Source organism: Glaciihabitans tibetensis, assembly GCF_003003265.1.
GTDB classification, from domain to species: Bacteria; Actinomycetota; Actinomycetes; order Actinomycetales; family Microbacteriaceae; genus Glaciihabitans; species Glaciihabitans tibetensis.
Window position 1 is genome coordinate 322,372 of sequence record NZ_PVTL01000006.1, and the last position, 18,357, is coordinate 340,728.

Genomic DNA, 18,357 nt, shown 5'->3' on the forward strand with positions numbered 1-18,357 from the left:
CGAGGGAATCGATGCCCTTGCCGGGACCATGTATTTAGCTGGCGCTGTCGATACTCATTTTGGAGGTGACTCATTGAGCTTCTCGAGGTGGAGGGTGTAAACGTTTCTGCGATAGGGAGATTGGGTGAGATCTCGTTGTATGAGTCGCAACTGTACGGATGCAATGCCTAGCTCGACAAGCTCGTCAAATCCTTTACTCCTGGTCTCGTCAGATAGTTGATATCGACGTTCAGCTTGTTTGGGAGATAGCCATAAATTTGTTGGTTTCCTTCCGGACGCTAGGTCGAGAAGCACTAACAGCATCACGAAACCGGGCCCGCTTAGCCTTGCAATCCAGCCATTGGTCCAAATTTCATTAGGAACCTTGAAATATCGATTCTCATCGAGCGCGTCGATTTCTTTTTGCCTTGCTTCAACCAGAACTTTCCCCGGCGGAATGTAAGGGCGGCCCCGTCCAGTTTCTTCCAGCAAACGTAAGCGGGGTGGTAAACCCGGGGAGGGTTCGGAATCTAAAAATTGTTGCTCAACGAGACGTCGCAGCGCAGCGTTTACGCGGCTCGCTCCTTTGGTCTCAGGTTCGCTAAGACCCAACAACGTAGCCCAAGTCCTGGCGGAAAAGCTCACGTCGTAAGGCTCACTGACAGCGATCCACAAAATGGAAATCAACAGCTTAATTTTTACAACGCCTCCACCTCGACCTCCGCGTAACAGTCGCGCAACCGGGGATGGCTGATTCTCCAAGAGCGATGGTCCCAAGAAAGAGGATCGGATAATCGCAGACTCGCGTTTGATGCGACGCGCAAATGCTTTCCCAGACATCGCCGCCTGCTGAGCCAAAAAAACGGAGGAGGGTGGATGTAGTTCGAGGTAATTACTCTCGGAATTATTATGAGCCGTCACAAACAATAGGTTATCACCGTTGCAAACAACTGCCTAGTACTAGTTTATACAATGACCGGTTAGAATCGTGCTTAGCACGTTCCGCTTGTTTGCTGGGTTTTACATGCGAAAAGAAGAATCTGAAAAAGAATAGCGATGGGTGCTATTGACAAACAATGACACCAGCGATTAGTCTGACCTCGTGGCCGCGATTCGGGTCCGTGAATAATTGGCTCCCCTTGCGAGGGGGGTTTGCTGAAAACTTCGCGGTCGTCTCATTAGCCTCGGAAGAGCCCGATCCGCGTCCACACCTTCCAACTTTCACAGGCTGAGTCTGGCTGGTGGTCGCCGCACCTCGGGCGTGGCTGGTGTTCTTTCTGCTCGTCCACGCGGCAACATCCGTATTCGGTCTAAGTAGCTGAGCGAGCTAGCCTCTGCAGTTTTCGCGTCAGACCCGCGTTTGCGGTGGAACCGGACTCGGCTAGGGGCTAACTTGTGCTTCGACCGGGCGGCGCATGCCGCCTGGGCGCGCTCTCACCGCAAATGCTTGTTGTCGGTGGTCGCAGAGAGGATGGAGCCCACGGGCCAACCAACTGCAATATGTGCCTTCTGTACAGGCCAAATGGATGGGAGTTTGATAACCACCGTCAACGGTGTTGAACTGTGCGAAGGGTGTCAAATTTTTCCCGCAGACATGCAGAACGACTCTCACCTGGGGACGCTCACGTTTACCGCCGATGGTACGTCTTTGACGTGCTCATGCGGCGACACGTACGAACGCCCAAGCTGGGCCAGCGCCATGGTTCTTGCCCCGTTACCGTCGCTCCCCGCTGCGATGGCTCAGCTGCATGTCAGTAGTGAGCCGTTGCCTGGTCGTCTTGCATCGGAGCCACGCCGGCAAGCTGCGCCGCGCTATCGCCTCCGATCGCTCATCGAACGGATACAGCAGCGCTAAACAGGGCGGGGTAGCTCTTCAAACTGGGCCTGTTGTCGATGTGAAACCGCGTCTCTACATCGGCCGCGATTGTGTAGCGGCATGAACCGCACCAGATCGATTCGTCCTCAATAACAATCGGTGCTCGGTGGTGCCCGCGGAGGTCATCGAGATAGCCAGTCGTGCCAAACTTCCCAAATGGCAGACGACTCTAAAACCATCCCGCTTCTCCTCACCGCTGGGCCTGTCGGGTCCGGCTCGCTCAACCTGCGTTTCCCACGGGAGTACACAGCAGAGATTAAGGCTTTGCTCGACGACAACGGAATTGAGCACAGCAGCGCAGCGGAGTTTTCTGAGGGCGTCGAACTCGCAATCGAGGCCGTGCGCATTGGGACGGGCGCAGCTGGAATCGTTGGCGGTCTCGGTTTTATGTATAGGACCTTCGTGCATCGCCATGACGGCAAGCGTGTCGCCATCAGCAAGGACGGAGATCTCGACGTAAGCGGGTTCTCACAGAAACGAACCGAGCAGATCATCGAGAATCAGGTGACCGCGCAAGCAGAGCGTGACGCTGAATGGTTTCGGTCGATAGGGTCCGAGTCTCCCGATCAATAACGATCTTTGCGAGCAGAGTCGATCGGGACCTATGACGCCGACTTGGCAGGCGCTATGCAATGCTGCGCAATTTGCGGTTTAGTTACCAGAAGCCCGAAGGTGGTCCGCGTAGCGGGTTAGCCAATCCCCATCTAGGCGTATGACCTTGCGCGCCATCCCTTTGCCGTGTTCGCGTTTCCATCGAAGAGTGACCGTGGGTCTCATGAGCACAGGATCAAGAATTTCTATCGGGTGATCGAAGCTTTCATGGATCTTATAAAGCGGAATCCTCACCGCCCATGGCTCGTTAACCGCCACAACACTTTTTTGCTGATACGGGCGAACGCCATCGGACGTCTCTTGAGTTGTCCCGATGACTACGGAAGTAGTGGTGAGGTCGACAAGACGAGCAGGAGCAGTCCCATGATTCTCAATGGTGAGAGTCATGTACGGAATTGTGAAGCTAGCGAACGTCTTTAATTCGATGCCGCCTGCTAGTCCAATACGGTCCCAGGTGACGAAGAGGTCTGGCCTGTTCTGATATTTGCGAGATTGGGAAATTGCAATAAGCGCGAGTACCACTGTGACCACAATCCCGATCAGTGACCATACCCATTCCATGGCCTGAGCGTACCCGCACCGCAAGATGCCCGGTCCGTTGGCTGAACGACATAGCCCCGTGACCCCTGCGATCGATCGCAGCACAGTAACTGCTCTCCCGGCCAAACCGGTCGATCCCTAACCAGTGCTGGGGCAAGGCAGTCTGCTTCCTCGTGGCCCAACGCGTATGGGTTCAGTCACCTAATCGATCATCGTTTATGACGAATGGGACGGCTTTTTGATCTAGAATTTTTCGTATTTTCCACTGTCGTTTCGGACTGATCTCGGTTTTATCTCGGACGCCAAACATTTTCCGTAGGAACTCCCAGTCATTCCAGCCGTCGTTTTCGTTGTACTGGTCGGGAGTAAATGCTCCGACGTCATAGAGATAATCGAGTACAGCGCGTGAGAAGTATTCCGTTGTTAGGGCAATCTGCCTTCCTTCGCGAGCGGCGCTGCGAATATGCACTAACTTCCGGAACACAGCAATTTGTCTGTTGAGGTCGGTCCGCTCGAAGTGGTTCACGCAGGTGCTCCCGATGGGGAATAGCTCTGCACCATTGTGAGTGTTCGTGATGGTGTACAGCCAGAGAAGGTTCGTTTGACCGCAGACGCACTCTCCTTCGCCCGTCGGGTGCTCTGCCACGGACGTGACCTCCCACTCCAGCACGCCGGTCTTCCATTTGCTGGCCGTCGACGCTTCAGTAACAGCGCGGCGTAACGCGTGGAAATTTGCCGTCTTCACTGTTCTCTCTCTTCCCTAGCTGACCGTCTACCGGTGTGTTAAGAGCGTGGTCCAGGCTTGCGGCTCAGGTGGAACTCGAGCTGGTCGTCTGTCAGGGCGAGAAAAGAACTCTGCCGTTCGGCCCGGTAGGTCCCCAGCACGTCGGTGCCATCCTTCTCAAGGATGCGGGCGGTCTGATTTGCGCTTGTCGTTCGGCTCGGAGCAAACGCCGACGTGGTCTTGAGTTCCTTTTTAGTGAACCGCGGACGAGAAAAGATTTCTTTGCGCCGGACGACTTTCACAAGGTTTTCCCACTTCACGTAATCGAGGACAGCGACCCCGTAATACTGGCCGTAGGTCATTTGGATTTTGTAGTTGGCGAACCACTTCGGGACGAGGAGGAGGGGTTTACCATCCGCAACCGGAAGAGTGAGAGTCTTCGATTCCCATGTGGCGCGGGCACTGTTCCAATAGGTGGTTTCCATGGTGGTTGTTGGTCGGCGAGTATGGAACTCGGGGTGCTTCGCCATCATGTCGCTGGTGAACTGTTCGAGGGTTTCAAGCACGATCCTTGCCGTGATATCAGAAGTGACATCTTTATCGATTCTGTCAACGAACAGCGGGATGTCTTCGACATATTTGAGCGTTGCGACGGCGAGCTGGCACAGGGGGTTGCCGAGGAGTTCGTTCCAGATCTGTGTGCCGAGCTTTTCGGCGGCGCCATGACCCTGGGTGCCCTTACTGGACATGCCCAATCGGGTGGCGCTGAGCTCTCTGAAGTGCTGCAGGCTCTGTTCTCCGGAGACGTGATCTGCGGGGGCTGCAGAACGAAGGTTCACGAGTATCCCGTCAAAGAACTGGGTGAGGGCAGCGTCGGCGGCCAATCCATACCGGTCGCCGGTTCTGGACGCTACTCGGATGGCACTGGGATCGATAAACAGCAAGTTGTCGCGCTCGACGTTCACGTCAAGAAAATCGACAGGTCCGCTGATGCGGAAGTCGGCAGTTATTCGGGGCATTTTTTGGTCCAATCAGGGTAAGCGTCGGGAATGTCGGATGCGGCATGCTGTTGCGCTACCGACACACTAAATGTACCTTAAGTGTGTCGGTAGCGCAACACACTCTCGGTTGCGTACCATTGACCTATCTAGAGGGAGAACAAAATGGCGCAAACAAACATCGATGTCTCAAGACTCGTAGCGGTCCTTGATGCGCGGATCGAGGCGGATAAATTGTCGTGGCGACAGGCAGCCGGGCAGATCGGGGTCAGCCCGTCACTGCTCTCTCGGCTACGAAACAGACAGCGCCCCGATCTCGATGCCTATGTGCTGATTGTTCGATGGCTCAACATGTCAACTGAAGATTTTCTTGAGCGAGAAGGTCATCGCGAGGAACAGCCGGAACTCACGAGTGAGGTGTCGGCATTGCTGCGCGCGAGACGTGATCTAAGCGACGGCGACAAGATGCTGCTTGAAAACGTCTTCAAGTCAGGCTTGCAGGTGGTCCGGAGTACTCGAGCGGAAATGTAACTGATGAATAAGGCTGAGCTTGGACGGTTGGCGCATGAAGTACGACGAGATCTGGGCTTGACGCCAGATCAGCAGTTTGACCCTCTGCACTGGGGCCGCGAGTGGGGCGTCCCAATGCTGTCTTTGGACCAGGCGACCAGCGACCCAGCTACCCTGCAGCGGTTGACGGTGGACGCTCCCGAGCTATGGTCGGCTGCGGTGGTAAGAGATCAACTGGGGCATTGCGTGATCTATAACCACGCACATTCCGCACCCAGGATTCGATCTGACCTTGCGCATGAAGTTGCGCATCTGATCGCAGAGCATCGCTTAGATGTGGCATGGATGGAGCCCGGAGGTAAGAAGTGCGGAGCCTCGCCTGCGCATGAGAAAGAGGCGGCGGAGTTAGGGGCAGCTCTTCTCGTCCCTGCCGCCGCGGCTAAAACACATGCGGTATACGGGAGGCAGCCCGAAACACTCGCAGCAAAGTTTGGAGTGAGCCTCGAGATGGCAACTTGGCGGATAGGTATATCGGGAGGTCCAAAAATCCGAGAGCGGTGGCTGGCGAAGCAAGGCAGGTAGTTGAGGATTTGAGCACTTCCAAACCGCGGGTATGTCTCGTAACCCTTGGGTTACGAGGCGCTTAGGTTACGAGACACATCTGCTGATGACTCCGTGTAAAGCCTCGATGTCGGAGTAGCTCATGGCTGGACTCTGACAGCCATTGTGAGACGACGACGACAACCGAGAAATCTCGTAACGATGTCCCGCAACCTGTCGGCTGAATATCCGTGTTCGTTCAGGGTTACGAGACGGTCGGTTAGAGAGTTATCTTGGTGTCGCGCTCGAGGATATTCCAGCGCGGCGCTGGTGCTCAAGTATGCGATCCGAGACGGACGGATTTCACGGAATGTATGTGCTGGAATCGGCCTACCCCGCATTGACCGGGCACGGCGCCAATACCTGTCACACGAGTACGTTCATGAGTTTGCTCACCGATGCGGACCAGACGGGGACATCGTCTTGACTCTGGCATATACAGGGTTGCCCTGGGGAGAGCTCGCGGCATCGCGCGTCGAAGACGTTGATTTCGAACGCCGGCGCCTAGTTGTCAACCAAGCGGTAACAGAAGTAGGTCCTAATTTGATCTACGGAACCCCTAAGAATCACAGCCGCCGAAGTGTCCCTTTTCCGGAGTTCATCGAAACTGCGCTGGTCGACCGAACCGCGAATCGCCTCCACGGCGATTTCGTGTTCACGGCTCCAAAAGGAGGGGCGTTGCGCAATCGGAACTGGCGGCGGCGAAACTTCGAGCGCGCTGTCGTCGAACTCACTACAGCGCATCCCGAACTCGTCGTTTTCTCGCCTCACGACCGACGCCACACAGCGGCAAGTCTTGCGATTCCGGCGGGTGCGAACGTAAACGCAGTGCAGCGAATGCTCGGGCACAAGACGGCCGCCATGACGTTAGACGTCTACAGTGACCTGTTTGATGATGATTTTGATGCAGTAGGAGTCGCCCTGAATGAAGCCGGTGCTTCAGCAATTGTGGGCAAAATGTGGGCAAACGATCCCAACGTCGATTCCGACACGAGTGCTCGGCGGTCAAGATCCGCGTAAATAAAAGGATCAAAAGGGTGGGCCCCGTCGGACTCGAACCGACGACCCGCGGATTAAAAGTCCGATGCTCTACCAACTGAGCTAGAGGCCCGCGGCAAGAAATCCCGCGCTAACAAATGTAGTGCCTATTCACCCCCGGGTTTGCACGGACAGCCTAGGCTCGGTGGAATGGCCGACGACTTCCACAAGCCCACGCAGTACTCCGGCGACAAGTTCGACACCTTCATCGGAGGAGAGGACCCGGCGCAGATCGTGCGCATGGCCCACGACACTGCGCACGCCCTCATCGATCGCGGCCGCGCGACAGAAGACCCCGCGGTGCTGCAGCGCCTCGTCTCGTACACCGACGAGCACGGCATCGACGCCCTCGCCGAACTCTGGGCGCGGTCGAACCCCCGCACACTCCCGGGTGCCCTGTGGCGGATCTACCTGATGCGGGTGCTGATCCGTCAGGATCCGACGGGGATGGCCTTTCTCTTCCAGCGCGGCACCGAGGTGCTGCAGACAATCGATCCCGTGGTTGCCGGCGCAACCCTGCCGACCGGACCGGACGAGATCACCGCCTTGGCCGACCAGATCCTGCGCGGGATGTTCGTCGGCGACTTCGCCGTTGCGCTCGATCGGGCGGCGGCCTTCTGTCGCGTGAGTGGTGCAGGGGCGACGAGCGTGGCGGATGACACGGAGCTGACCAACCCCACCCGTGCGACCGAATTGACCGCACGTGCTGCGCGGCTCGCCCAAACCGCCGCCGAATTCGCTGCTAGCGCACGACTACACCGCGCGGGTCAACTCGAGTAAAATAGTAAATCCGGGCCGCAGTAACCCCGGGCTCCACTAATAGCCGCTCCGAGCGGCCTCGCGCCGAGAGGCGTTCTGCGGCCCGGGCCAACTTTCGCTTCTTCCGGTATTCGGAATGCACTTGTTACCAATCCGCTTGGCGGAGGGCACCGAACCACTGGTATGTCATCCTTCTCGATCCAGTCAGCCTCCGCTCGCCGAGCGAGTCACGGCGTTCGTTCGGGAGCGACCTGACATGCTTAAGCTCGTGCCCCGATCCAACGACGTACCCCCAGAAGAGGCTGCTGTGCCTCGCGCAGCCGCCGGACTACTCCTCTCGCGGGTGGCAGAGGGAGACCAGGGCGCTTTCGCAGAGCTCTACGATCTCACCGCTGCTCGCGTACTCGGATTGATTCGGCGGGTGCTGAAAGACCCGGCGCAGTCGGAGGAAGTCGCGCAAGAAGTATTCCTGGAGGTCTGGCAGACCGCGTCCCGCTTCGACGCGGCCAAGGGCGGCGGTGCGACGTGGATCCTCACGATGGCACACCGACGCGCGGTTGACCGGGTGCGCTCCTCGCAGGCCGGTCGTGACCGCGACACCAAGGTGGGAATCCGCGACTACACGCCCGACTATGACTCGGTAGCGGAGACCGTAGAGGTCACCGTCGAATCCGAACGCGTAGCGAAGGCAATGGAGCGGCTCACCGAACTACAGCGACAGGCCGTGAAACTCGCCTACTACGGCGGTTACAGCCACAGTGAAGTCGCGGAGCTGTTGAAGGTGCCCATAGGCACAGTAAAAACGCGACTCAGGGACGGAATGATCCGGCTCCGCGATGAGTTGGGGGTGGCGTCATGAGGAACGATGATGGCACACTCGGCTTTCCCCACCAGAACAGCAACCCGAGCGAGGACGACATGAACACCGCAGGTGGTCACGGACATCCATCCGACATTGCGCTGAATTCCGGAGCGTACGTGCTCAACGCACTCAGCGCAGACGAAAGACAAGAATTTGAGACTCACCTTGGTGAATCTCCCACAACACGAAAAGAGGTGACCGAAATGACTGAGACTGCTGCGTTGCTCGGGTTGTCGGTCACTCCGGTGACACCGTCGCCCGACCTCAAGCGCAACCTCATGGCGATGATCGCGTCCACCCCGCAGCTGCCGAGGCAGGTTGAGGCCGATGCTCCTACTGTGCCGGTGGCAAGCGCCGCACCCGCGGCTCTGCTCGAGCCGCAGGGGAGTGCCGCACCCGCGGATCCGGTCGAGCCGCAGGGCACTGCCACACCGGCTGCTCCGTCAGAGCTTCGGCCGCGCACCGCGGCCAAGGCGCAGGCGCGCTGGTTCAACCGGCCCATCCTCGCGATGACCGCGGTCGCCGCAGCGCTCGCGCTAATCGTCGGCGGCACCGGCGTGGTCAACCTCGTGAACGATGCGACCTACCAACGCCAGCAGGCCGACCAGCTTGCTCAGATCACCTCGGCCGAGGATATGCAGCAGACCGTTGCCGCGGTATCCACCGGCGGCACCGCGACGCTGATGTGGTCAGAGGATCTCGGCAAATCCGTTGTAGTGGCCGAGGGGCTCGCGGAGCTCGAGGGCGACGAGACCTACGAACTCTGGTACATCACCGGCGACGGCGCGGCCACAGCGGCAGGGCTGTTCACTATGGATGGCTCAGACAGCGTCTGGCGGGTCCTTGAGGGCGAGATGCAGGCGGGAGCCACCATCGGCGTGACTGTGGAGCCGAAGGGCGGCTCGGAGCAGCCCACGACGGATCCGATCGTCGCCATCTCCAGCGCCGCCTGAGCGCAGCGCCGTCTGAGAAACCAGAAGTAGGTCATGAGGGGGATGTCGCGCCGCGGCATCCCCCTCAGCTGGTAGCACCCCTTCTCACAACAAAAGCCGCAGCACCGGGAAACCCGGACTGCGGCTTTGTTGTGTGTGAGGTGAATCTACCGGTGCAGCGGCACATCCACCTCGGTCTTCGGGGGCGGTTTATCCGAACTTGCCCGACACGTAGTCCTCGGTCGCCTGGACGCTCGGCTTGGAGAAGATCGTGGTGGTGTCGTCGTACTCGATGAGCTTGCCCGGCTTGCCGGTGCCCGCGATGTTGAAGAACGCGGTGCGGTCAGACACGCGGCTAGCCTGCTGCATGTTGTGAGTCACGATGACGATCGTGTACTGCTGCTTGAGCTCCTCGATGAGGTCCTCAATGGCGAGGGTGGAGATCGGGTCGAGGGCAGAGCAGGGCTCGTCCATCAGGATCACCTCGGGGGAGACGGCGATGGCGCGCGCGATGCAGAGGCGCTGCTGCTGTCCACCGGAGAGGCCGGAGCCCGGCAGGCCGAGGCGGTCCTTCACCTCTTTCCAGAGGTTCGCCCCCATCAGCGACTTCTCAACCAGGTCATCACCGTCGGACTTGCTCATGCGGCGGTTGTTCAGCTTGACGCCGGCGAGCACGTTCTCTCGGATCGACATCGTCGGGAACGGGTTGGGGCGCTGGAACACCATGCCCACCTGGCGACGCACGAGCACCGGGTCGACACCGGCGCCGTAGAGGTTGTTGCCATCGATGAGCACTTCACCCTCGACGTAGGCGCCGGGGATGACCTCGTGCATGCGGTTCAGCGTGCGCAGGAAGGTGGACTTGCCACAGCCGCTGGGCCCGATGAACGCGGTGACGGTGCGAGGTTCGATGGTGAGGGAGATGCCCTCTACCGCCTTGAACTTGCTGTAGAAGACGTTGAGGTCGTTGACTTCGATGCGCTTAGACACGGTTTCCTTTTGTCTGTTCTGGCCTGGTCAGCGGCCGAGCTTGGGAGAGAAGATGTTGGCGATGAGGCGGGCGATGAGGTTGAGGGCCATAACGATGAGGATGAGCGTCAGCGCGCCGGTCCAGGCGCGCTCGAGATACGGGTCAACGTTGGAACCAGGGTTCGCGTACTGGTTGAACACGAACACGGGCAGCGACATCATGCGGTCGGCGCCCAGGTCGTAGTTCATGCTCGTCGTGAATCCGGCGATGAGCAGCAGCGGCGCGGTCTCGCCGATGACGCGGGCGATTGCGAGCGTCACACCCGTGGTAATTCCCGCGATGGATGTCGGGATCACGATCTTCAGGATCGTGAGCCACTTCGGCACACCAAGGGCGTAGGAGGCCTCACGCAGTTCGTTGGGAACCAGCTTCAGCATCTCCTCCGACGACCGGACGACAACCGGGATCATCAGAAGCGACAGCGCGACCGATCCGCCGAAGCCGAAACGGATGCCTTCGTCGTCGAACAACAGGGAGAAGAAGGCGAACGCAAACAGGCCAGCGACGATCGACGGGATGCCGGTCATGACGTCCACGAAGAAGGTGATTGCGCGGGCGAGGCCGCCGCGTCCGTATTCAACAAGGTAGACGGCCGTGAGCAGCCCGACCGGGATGGAGATGATCGCGGCCATCCCGGTGATGAGGAGGGTGCCGGTGATGGCGTGCAGTGCTCCACCGCCCTCGCCGACGACGTTGCGCATCGACTGACTGAAGAAGGCCAGGTCGAAGCGGGCGAGGCCGTTGGTGAGCACCGTGAAGAGGAGCGAGATGAGCGGCAGCAGCGCCAGAATGAAGGCGGTAACCACGAGCGAGGTGACGAAGCGGTCGCGAGCCTGGCGGATGCCCTCGACGAGGTATGCCGTCACGAACAGCAACACGTCGAAGAGGACGGTGCCGAGGAAGATCGCGGCGGGAACGTTCAGCTCAGTGTCGCTGCTCGCGGCAACCATGCCGAACACGACGAGGAGCACGGCCCAGCTGGCGCCGAGCAAAGTCCATGGCACCCAGCGCGGCAGGCGCCCGGTAGTCAGCGAGTTGGTCATGCCCGAGGGGGCAACAACGGGGGTGGCGGTTGTGGCAGTCACTAGTTCGCTCCAGAGAACGCCTTGCGGCGGTTGACGATCACGCGGGCCACCGAGTTGATGACCAGTGTGATGGCGAAAAGGATGAGTCCCGTGGCGATGAGGGCGTTGATCTCAATGCCGTGAGCCTCGGGGAAGTTCAGCGCGATGTTTCCGGCAATGGTTGACGGGTTCGCTGATCCGGTGAGGACGAAGCTGATCACCGGGGCCGGGGAGAGCACCATTGCGACGACCATGGTCTCACCAAGCGCGCGGCCAAGACCGAGCATCGCGGCGGAGACGATGCCGGCGCGTCCGAAGGGCAGGACGGCCATCTGGATCATTTCGAGGCGCGTGGCCCCGAGCGCCAGGGCGGCCTCTTCGTGCAATACGGGAGTCTGGAGGAAGATCTCGCGTGACAGCGCGGTGATGATCGGAATGATCATCACGGCGAGAACGATGGCGACCGTGAGAATGGTTTTTCCGGTACCGGAGACGGAGCCGGCGAAGAGCGGGAACCAGCCGAAGTTGTCGACGAGCCATCCGTAGAACGGGGTGACCATCGGTGCGAGCACCTTGATGCCCCAGAGGCCGAACACGACCGACGGCACCGCTGCGAGCAGGTCGATGACGTAACCGAGGCCCTGGGCGACGCGGCGGGGGGCGTAGTGAGAGATGAAGAGCGCGATGCCGATCGAGATGGGGAACGCGATCAGGAGGGCAAGGAACGCAGCCCACACGGTTCCGAAGGCGAGCGGCCCGACGTAGGCCCAGAAGCTCGACGGCGAACCCTTGAGCTCGGAAGGATCAGCGAGAAGCGCGGGGATGCTCTGCGCAATCAGGAAGACCGCAACGGCAGCAAGAGCAACGAGGATCAGAATGCCAGCGACTACGGTGCTGGTCGAGAAGACCCGGTCAGCGCGCCGTACCTTCGCGCGGAGCGGCGGTGTTGCTGTCGTTGTCATGTTTCCTTCGGGCCCATCTGTTCGGGAGGAATAGGAGAAGGGTGTGAACCCAGTCTGACGGGCCGCGGAGACTCGCGCTTTTCAGCACAAGTTCCGCAGCCCGTCAGGATGTGAAGAGGTGTTACTTGATCAGCTCGATAGCGGCGGAAGCCTTCTCGAACAGAGCGTCGGAGATCGGTGCTGAACCGGCGCCCTCAGCTGCGGCCTCCTGGCCCTCGGGGCTAGCCATGTAGGTGAAGTATTCCTTCACGAGCTCGCCCTGAGCGGAATCTTCGTAGGTCTCGCAACCGACGAGGTATGCAACCAGAACGACCGGGTAAGCGGCCTCATCCGGGGTGCGGTCCAGCTCGATGGACAGGTCGCCCTCGGCGCGGCCCTCGACGAACGGCGAAGCGTCGACGATTGCTGCAGCTGCCTCGGGGGAGAAGGGCAGGTACTCGTCACCGACGAGAACCGAAACGGTACCAAGGTCACCGGCGCGCGAAGCGTCCGCGTAACCGATGGTGCCGGTGCCGTTGGTGACTGCGTCAACCACGCCGGAGGTGCCCTGTGCGGCCTCGCCAGCTTCGATCGGCCAAACGCCGTCAGCCTCGTAGGTCCAGGTCGTGGGAGCGGCCTGAGCGAGGTAGTCGGTGAAGTTCTCGGTGGTGCCGGAGTCATCCGAACGGTGAACGGCCGTGATGGGGGTCGCGGGAAGCTCGACGCCCTCGTTCTGGTCGGCGATGGCCGGGTCGTCCCACGAGGTGATCGTGCCGGCAAAGATGCCCGCGATCGTCTCGGCGTCGAGGTCCAGCGTGTCGATGCCCTCAAGGTTGAAGATGACGGCGATCGGGGAGATGTACAGCGGGAGCTGAACGATGGGGCTGTCGGGCGCGCACGATGCGAAGCCGCCAGCGGCAACTTCCTCGTCGTCGAATGCACGGTCGGTGCCAGCGAAGTCGCTGCCGCCGGCAAGGAAGGTCTCGCGACCAGCGCCGGATCCGGCGGGGTCGTAGGCGATGTCAACATCGGGGTTTGCGGTCTGGAACTCGGCGATCCAGGTCTCCTGTGCCGCGCCAACGGCGGACGAGCCGCCACCGACCAGCGAGCCGGAGAGGGTGCTTGCGCTTTCGTCGTCCGTGGGCGTGCCACCCTCGTTTGCTGCGCAGGAGGACAGGAGGACGGATGCTGCGATTGCTACGGCAGCGACGCTACCGAAACGGGTGAATCTCACAGTGTTCCCTTCGGGGATACTTTGATTGCAGGACAGAACGGGCCGGTGCGGCCCAAGAATCGAAGCTACGTCGCGAAGTTAACTACGATCGGCCCGGAAGATGAACGCAGGGTAAACGACCCACCAACATCAGGCGTAACTCCGCGGGTGCGCCCGGGATTTCGCGGAAACGAGGGCACCCGACATCCGCCTCATCACGAACATCAGGGGCTAACCCGCGCTGCCGTCGACTATCCGGCAGACGGGCTGTGGGTCTCGATCGCGACGATTCCCGCGGACGGGTTCTCGGACGAGATATGCACGACGCTGTATTCCCCGGGGGAGAGCATTGCCGCGTGGCGCACCGCCGATGTGATCGGTGTCTGCGTGAGATGGGCGATCTCGTCAAGGAGATCGGGCAATACCGGGCCGTGTGTGCAGAGAACGACGGACTGCCGGCGCGCGAGGCGTTTGGTCACGATCTCGTGCACGCGTGCTTCGCCGAGCTCGTGCGCGTCCTGGCTGAGGCCCTCGGTCTGCTTCACCTTCACCCCGGAAAGTCGCGCAATCGGGCCGATGGTAGCGATGCACCTAGCCGCCGTGCTGGTGAAGATCTTCTGCGGCCGGTATGCCGCCAGGCCGTGGGCGATGCTTGCGGCCTGGTCAGCACCGCGCTGCATCAGCGGTCGTGTGGCGTCGGGTCCATCCCAGGCCTCACCCGGCACGGTCTTCGCGTGCCGGAGGGCAATGATGGCGAAGGTGCGGGCGGTGCCGGCATTGAGACGCTGCTCGAACGTGTCGAGGATCTGGCGATCATGGTCGTAACTGACCGCTCTACGGGCGCGCGACAGGCTGACCCACTCGAGGGCGGCGATCTCATCGTTGGGAGTGAAGCGTGATGTCGCGACGGTTTCGTCGGTCACCTCAGCGGCCCAGTAGTAGACCTTCTTCTCGCGCCCGCCCGGCAGCTCATACTCGACCTGGCCGAGCGGGGCGCCGAGCGCGATCGCGAGACCCGTTTCTTCGGCGATCTCGCGCACGGCTGTCTCTGGCAGGGTTTCACCGGGATCGAGCTTGCCCTTCGGCAGCGACACATCCTTGTGCTGGGTGCGGTGAACGAGCAAAACGCGTGCTTTACCGTCGACCATGCGCCAACAGACCGCCCCCGCGGCCAACACCGGCAGGGTCGCCACCGACGTCACCGAAGCACGCCAACACGGCGTCGCAGCATGATTTCACGCATGAGTACGTTCTGCATGTCGTCGAGAGGGGCTCCGGACTCGTCGCGCGAGTGCCGCGTCCAGGTTCCGTCCTCGTCGAGCCACCAGGACGAGGTGGTCTCCGACATCGCCCGATCGAAGAGTGACTCGATCTGCGCGATGTGATCGGGCTCGGTCAGGCGCACCAGCGCTTCAACCCGGCGGTCGAGGTTGCGGTGCATCATGTCGGCACTGCCGATGTAGACCTGCGTGTCGCCGCCGTTGACGAAGTAGAACAGCCGCGAGTGCTCGAGGTAGCGACCGAGTACCGAGCGCACCCGGATGTTCTCGCTCAGGCGCTCCTGGCCGGGCTTCAGCGACGACATGCTGCGCACGAAAATATCGATCGGAACGCCCGCATTGCTCGCGCGGTACAGCGCATCGATGATTGCCTCGTCGACGATGGCGTTCACCTTGATGCGGATCCCCGAGGGGAGACCCGCGCGCGCATTGGCCGCTTCAGTGGCGATCCGCTTGAGCAGACCCTTGCGCAGGTGCAGCGGGGCGACGAGCAGGCGCTTGAACTTCTTCTCGATCGCGTAGCCGGAGAGCTCGTTGAACAGGCGGGTGAGGTCTTTGCCGACGGTGTCGCTGTCGGTGAGCAGGCCCATGTCTTCGTACATGCGGCTGGTCTTCGGGTTGTAGTTACCCGTGCCGATGTGGCTGTAGGTCTTGAGCTGCCCGTTCTTCTCGCGGCGCACCACCAGCGCGAGCTTGCAGTGCGTCTTCAATCCGACCAGGCCGTACACAACGTGCACACCCGCCTTTTCGAGCTTGCGGGCCCAGCTGATGTTCGCGGTCTCGTCGAAGCGGGCCTTGATCTCCACCAGCGCGAGAACGGCCTTGCCCGACTCCGCGGCAGCGATCAGCGCCTCGACGATCGGGCTATCGCCACTGGTGCGGTACAGCGTCTGCTTGATGGCGAGCACGTTCGGGTCGGCGGCCGCCTGCTCAAGGAAGGTCTGCACGCTGGTCGCGAAGGACTCGTAGGGGTGGTGCAGCAGGATGTCTTTTTTGGTGATCGAGGCGAAGATGTCTGGGTCTTCGGTCGGCTCGCCGGGCAGCAGGCTCACGCTCGTGGTGGGCAGGTGCTTCGGGTATTTCAGGCTCGGCCGGTCGATCCGCGTGACTTCGAACAGGCCGCCCAGGTCGAGCGGCGCAGGCAGGCGGTAAACCTCCTGCTCGGTGATGTCCAGCTCCTGCATCAGCAGACTGAGCGTCACCGGGTCCATGTCGTCGGTGATCTCGAGACGGATGGGGGGTCCGAACCGGCGCTTCAGAAGCTCCTTCTCCAGCGCTTGGATCAGGTTCTCCGACTCGTCTTCCTCGATCTGCATGTCCTCGTTGCGAGTCACGCGGAATTCGTGGTGCTCGAGAATCTCCATGCCCGGGAACAGGTCAGGCAGGTGGTTCGAAATCAAATCTTCGAGGGGGATGAAGCGGAGCTGGCCGGTTCCGTCGTCGGGCAGCTGCACGAACCGAGGCAGAACCGACGGCACCTTCAGCCGAGCGAACTCGACCCGATCCGTCTTCGGGTTGCGCACGCGGATCGACAGGTTCAGCGACAGCCCGGAGATGTAGGGGAACGGGTGCGCGGGGTCGACAGCGAGGGGCATGAGTACGGGAAAAATCTGGCGCGAGAAGATGTCGTCGACACGGATGCGGTCGGCCTCGTCGAGGTCGCTCCAGCTTTCGATGTGAATCCCGGCTTCGTCGAGCGCCGGCTTCACCATGGACTGGAACGCCTTCGCGTGGCGGTTCTGCAGCTCATGCGCGGCGGCACTGATGTCGGCGAGAGCGTCACGCGGGCCACGCCCAACGTTCGTGGGCACGGCGAGGCCGGTCACGATGCGGCGCTTGAGGCCGGCGACCCGCACCATAAAGAACTCGTCCAGGTTGCTGGCGAAGATGGCGAGAAAGTTCGCCCGCTCGAGCAGAGGAAGGTCGGGATCTTCTGCCAGTTCAAGCACACGCTGGTTGAAGGCGAGCCAGCTCAGCTCGCGGTCGAGATATCGGCCAGCGGGCAGCGTTCCATCATCTTCGGCGGACGACTCGTCTTCATAGTCGTCCAGATAATCAGCACCGACCGCGGCGTCGCCCAAATACGTCTCGGAATCCATATCCCCATACTGGCACCCGATTCACCCGCGCGAACCCGATAGGCGTTAACGTTCAGCAAATCTCGACGCTTCAGCTCGTGCTCGATCGCTGTTCAGCCCTGTGGAGCTGTTCAGCCCTGTGGATAAGTCGAGCGGGATGCCACGGAGCTGACTTATCGTCTCCGCATGCAATCCCGCGCCCAGCTCCCCCGACTTCACCGTCGAGCTGTTCTGGTGGCAGCCGCGCTGGTTGCGGCCCTGGTCATTGCGTTGGTTGCTGTGCTTGGGTTGTCTGCCGCGGGACTCCTGGCTTTCGGCCCCGCAGATTCCACAGCCACCGCGCCGCTGACTGCGGGCTCCACGCCGGGGGCGGACTCTAGCGACACGGCCACGACGTCCTCGCCTGCTCCACTCTTCGCGAGCGACGAGGAGGCGCTCGCGGCTGCATCCGCCGCCTACGCGGCTTTTCTCGATGCGACGGATTCGGTAATTGCCGACGGTGGTGCGGCTCCAGAGCGCATCGACGAGTTCGCCACCCCGGATGTTGCGAGGTTTGAAAAAGAGGGCGTACAGCGATTCGTGGAGAACGGCTATCAACTCGCGGGCCGGTCGCGTCTCACTGCGGCCCAGTTCCAGTCGCATTCTGTCGACGCCCGTGGCTCGCACGTCGCTACCATCTACGCGTGCGTGGACATCTCTGAAGTCGATGTGTTCAACGCTAAAGGTGAATCCGTAGTTGCTCCGGACCGCTCCGACCAGACGGCATTCGAGGTGACCTTTACCCAATCGCCGGAAGACAGAACTCGGCTCATCGTGATGGCCAACGACGTTTGGGAGGGTGGCGGAATATGTCGAGCGTCGTAGGTCGATTTGCGGTTGGTCTCCTTCTAGCCACGAGCCTGGTCCCAACCGGCGTCACCCAACCTCAATCGCCCGCTGACGATTGTGCGCGAGCCGACCGCCTATGGCAGGACTGCGCCACGGTCAACGGATCGATTTATGGCGAGAACGCGGTCCTCGACGGATTCGAAGGCAGTAGCGGCGCCGACTCTGCAACCCCGCCGCGCACACCATCAGGTTGGAGCAACCCAGCGCCCGCCCCAATACCCGAACGTGAGGACCCCGCCGCGTTCGCGCAGCGGACCGATGAGTTTGGCTTTCTGTTCAACATTCAGATTGATCGGCCGTGCACTGATCCCACTATCGCCACCTGCGCCGAAGTCGAGCCGGTCACCCTTGAGGACATCGCAAGCTTCCATCCCGATACCGGCACCACCCAGATGGAACCCAACGGGTGGACCATCGCCGGACTCCCCACAAA

At 60.9% G+C, this 18,357-nt stretch carries 19 protein-coding genes and 1 tRNA gene; 8 read left to right on the forward strand and 12 right to left on the reverse strand.

Features of this window, described 5'->3' with window-relative positions; translation table 11 throughout:
- Positions 1-54: 54 nt before the first annotated feature.
- On the reverse strand, positions 55-900 hold the full coding sequence (locus tag B0I08_RS17610; RefSeq protein ID WP_146134413.1) for a hypothetical protein: 846 nt from the start codon (positions 898-900) through the stop codon (positions 55-57).
- 1,111 nt (positions 901-2,011) lie between these two features.
- On the opposite strand from B0I08_RS17610, the gene B0I08_RS12940 reads away from it, so the two are divergent.
- Positions 2,012-2,428, forward strand: a complete 417-nt coding sequence (locus tag B0I08_RS12940; RefSeq protein WP_106213475.1) for a hypothetical protein — start codon at positions 2,012-2,014, stop codon at positions 2,426-2,428.
- 78 nt (positions 2,429-2,506) lie between these two features.
- Here B0I08_RS12940 and B0I08_RS12945 read toward each other — a convergent pair whose 3' ends face one another.
- The 3 genes from B0I08_RS12945 to B0I08_RS12955 all read right to left on the reverse strand — a co-directional run bounded on the left by B0I08_RS12945 (position 2,507) and on the right by B0I08_RS12955 (position 4,750).
- Complete coding sequence (locus tag B0I08_RS12945; RefSeq protein WP_106213477.1) at positions 2,507-3,028, reverse strand: hypothetical protein; 522 nt, start codon at positions 3,026-3,028, stop codon at positions 2,507-2,509.
- A gap of 172 nt (positions 3,029-3,200) precedes the next feature.
- A complete protein-coding gene (locus tag B0I08_RS12950) occupies positions 3,201-3,752 on the reverse strand; it encodes a hypothetical protein (protein WP_146134414.1) in 552 nt (183 codons plus the stop codon).
- Between the two features lie 38 nt (positions 3,753-3,790).
- Complete coding sequence (locus tag B0I08_RS12955; protein ID WP_106213481.1) at positions 3,791-4,750, reverse strand: hypothetical protein; 960 nt, start codon at positions 4,748-4,750, stop codon at positions 3,791-3,793.
- Positions 4,751-4,894: 144 nt separating this feature from the next.
- Here B0I08_RS12955 and B0I08_RS12960 point away from each other — a divergent pair, with 144 nt between their 5' ends.
- The 3 genes from B0I08_RS12960 to B0I08_RS12970 all read left to right on the forward strand — a co-directional run bounded on the left by B0I08_RS12960 (position 4,895) and on the right by B0I08_RS12970 (position 6,859).
- Complete coding sequence (locus tag B0I08_RS12960) at positions 4,895-5,260, forward strand: helix-turn-helix domain-containing protein (RefSeq protein WP_106213483.1); 366 nt, start codon at positions 4,895-4,897, stop codon at positions 5,258-5,260.
- 114 nt (positions 5,261-5,374) lie between these two features.
- Complete coding sequence (locus B0I08_RS18315) at positions 5,375-5,821, forward strand: ImmA/IrrE family metallo-endopeptidase (protein WP_425433003.1); 447 nt, start codon at positions 5,375-5,377, stop codon at positions 5,819-5,821.
- 441 nt (positions 5,822-6,262) lie between these two features.
- Positions 6,263-6,859 (forward strand): site-specific integrase, encoded by a 597-nt coding sequence (locus B0I08_RS12970; RefSeq protein ID WP_181243409.1) that lies wholly within the window; start codon positions 6,263-6,265, stop codon positions 6,857-6,859.
- 18 nt (positions 6,860-6,877) lie between these two features.
- On the opposite strand, the gene B0I08_RS12975 is transcribed toward B0I08_RS12970, so the two are convergent.
- A tRNA-Lys gene (locus B0I08_RS12975) sits at positions 6,878-6,950 on the reverse strand.
- 77 nt (positions 6,951-7,027) lie between these two features.
- Between B0I08_RS12975 and B0I08_RS12980 the strand changes: the two genes are divergently transcribed.
- From B0I08_RS12980 to B0I08_RS12990, 3 genes are all read left to right on the forward strand, one after another.
- Entirely contained in the window at positions 7,028-7,657 is a 630-nt protein-coding gene (locus B0I08_RS12980) for a DNA-directed RNA polymerase subunit beta (RefSeq protein WP_106213489.1), read from the forward strand.
- Positions 7,658-7,892: 235 nt separating this feature from the next.
- Complete coding sequence (gene sigK, locus B0I08_RS12985; protein ID WP_106213491.1) at positions 7,893-8,495, forward strand: ECF RNA polymerase sigma factor SigK; 603 nt, start codon at positions 7,893-7,895, stop codon at positions 8,493-8,495.
- Positions 8,496-8,701: 206 nt separating this feature from the next.
- Positions 8,702-9,451, forward strand: a complete 750-nt coding sequence (locus B0I08_RS12990; RefSeq protein ID WP_245884792.1) for an anti-sigma factor — start codon at positions 8,702-8,704, stop codon at positions 9,449-9,451.
- Positions 9,452-9,640: 189 nt separating this feature from the next.
- On the opposite strand, the gene pstB is transcribed toward B0I08_RS12990, so the two are convergent.
- From pstB to B0I08_RS13020, 6 genes are all read right to left on the reverse strand, one after another.
- Positions 9,641-10,420 carry a phosphate ABC transporter ATP-binding protein PstB gene (gene pstB, locus B0I08_RS12995; RefSeq protein WP_106213492.1) on the reverse strand — a complete coding sequence of 260 codons (780 nt, stop codon included), beginning with the start codon at positions 10,418-10,420 and terminating at the stop codon, positions 9,641-9,643.
- A gap of 27 nt (positions 10,421-10,447) precedes the next feature.
- Positions 10,448-11,503: a phosphate ABC transporter permease PstA gene (gene pstA, locus B0I08_RS13000; RefSeq protein ID WP_106213563.1), complete on the reverse strand. Its 1,056-nt coding sequence runs from the start codon at positions 11,501-11,503 to the stop codon at positions 10,448-10,450.
- A 41-nt stretch (positions 11,504-11,544) separates the two neighbouring features.
- Complete coding sequence (pstC, locus tag B0I08_RS13005; protein ID WP_106213494.1) at positions 11,545-12,486, reverse strand: phosphate ABC transporter permease subunit PstC; 942 nt, start codon at positions 12,484-12,486, stop codon at positions 11,545-11,547.
- 121 nt (positions 12,487-12,607) lie between these two features.
- The gene (locus B0I08_RS13010; protein ID WP_106213496.1) at positions 12,608-13,699 is read right to left on the reverse strand and encodes a phosphate ABC transporter substrate-binding protein PstS; all 1,092 of its coding nucleotides are present in this window, start codon (positions 13,697-13,699) and stop codon (positions 12,608-12,610) included.
- 230 nt (positions 13,700-13,929) lie between these two features.
- Positions 13,930-14,880 (reverse strand): NUDIX hydrolase, encoded by a 951-nt coding sequence (locus B0I08_RS13015; protein ID WP_106213497.1) that lies wholly within the window; start codon positions 14,878-14,880, stop codon positions 13,930-13,932.
- Complete coding sequence (locus B0I08_RS13020) at positions 14,877-17,057, reverse strand: RNA degradosome polyphosphate kinase (RefSeq protein ID WP_106213499.1); 2,181 nt, start codon at positions 17,055-17,057, stop codon at positions 14,877-14,879. The genes B0I08_RS13015 and B0I08_RS13020 overlap by 4 nt, the downstream gene beginning before the upstream one ends.
- 165 nt (positions 17,058-17,222) lie before the next feature.
- Here B0I08_RS13020 and B0I08_RS13025 point away from each other — a divergent pair, with 165 nt between their 5' ends.
- Positions 17,223-17,900 carry a hypothetical protein gene (locus tag B0I08_RS13025; protein WP_146134415.1) on the forward strand — a complete coding sequence of 226 codons (678 nt, stop codon included), beginning with the start codon at positions 17,223-17,225 and terminating at the stop codon, positions 17,898-17,900.
- Between the two features lie 209 nt (positions 17,901-18,109).
- Here the strand turns inward: B0I08_RS13025 and B0I08_RS17910 are convergent.
- Positions 18,110-18,357, reverse strand: a 248-nt coding sequence (locus B0I08_RS17910; RefSeq protein ID WP_219905663.1) for a hypothetical protein, incomplete at its 5' end; no start/stop codon positions are given.

Coding starts and splice junctions, on each gene's coding strand:
- B0I08_RS12940 (WP_106213475.1), top strand. CDS start 2,012: ATGGCAGACGACTCTAAAACCATCCCGCTTCTCCTCACCGCTGGGCCT.
- B0I08_RS12945 (WP_106213477.1), bottom strand. CDS start 3,028: ATGGAATGGGTATGGTCACTGATCGGGATTGTGGTCACAGTGGTACTC.
- B0I08_RS12955 (WP_106213481.1), bottom strand. CDS start 4,750: ATGCCCCGAATAACTGCCGACTTCCGCATCAGCGGACCTGTCGATTTT.
- B0I08_RS12960 (WP_106213483.1), top strand. CDS start 4,895: ATGGCGCAAACAAACATCGATGTCTCAAGACTCGTAGCGGTCCTTGAT.
- B0I08_RS18315 (WP_425433003.1), top strand. CDS start 5,375: ATGCTGTCTTTGGACCAGGCGACCAGCGACCCAGCTACCCTGCAGCGG.
- B0I08_RS12980 (WP_106213489.1), top strand. CDS start 7,028: ATGGCCGACGACTTCCACAAGCCCACGCAGTACTCCGGCGACAAGTTC.
- sigK (WP_106213491.1), top strand. CDS start 7,893: ATGCTTAAGCTCGTGCCCCGATCCAACGACGTACCCCCAGAAGAGGCT.
- B0I08_RS12990 (WP_245884792.1), top strand. CDS start 8,702: ATGACTGAGACTGCTGCGTTGCTCGGGTTGTCGGTCACTCCGGTGACA.
- pstA (WP_106213563.1), bottom strand. CDS start 11,503: ATGACCAACTCGCTGACTACCGGGCGCCTGCCGCGCTGGGTGCCATGG.
- pstC (WP_106213494.1), bottom strand. CDS start 12,486: ATGACAACGACAGCAACACCGCCGCTCCGCGCGAAGGTACGGCGCGCT.
- B0I08_RS13020 (WP_106213499.1), bottom strand. CDS start 17,057: ATGGATTCCGAGACGTATTTGGGCGACGCCGCGGTCGGTGCTGATTAT.
- B0I08_RS13025 (WP_146134415.1), top strand. CDS start 17,223: ATGCAATCCCGCGCCCAGCTCCCCCGACTTCACCGTCGAGCTGTTCTG.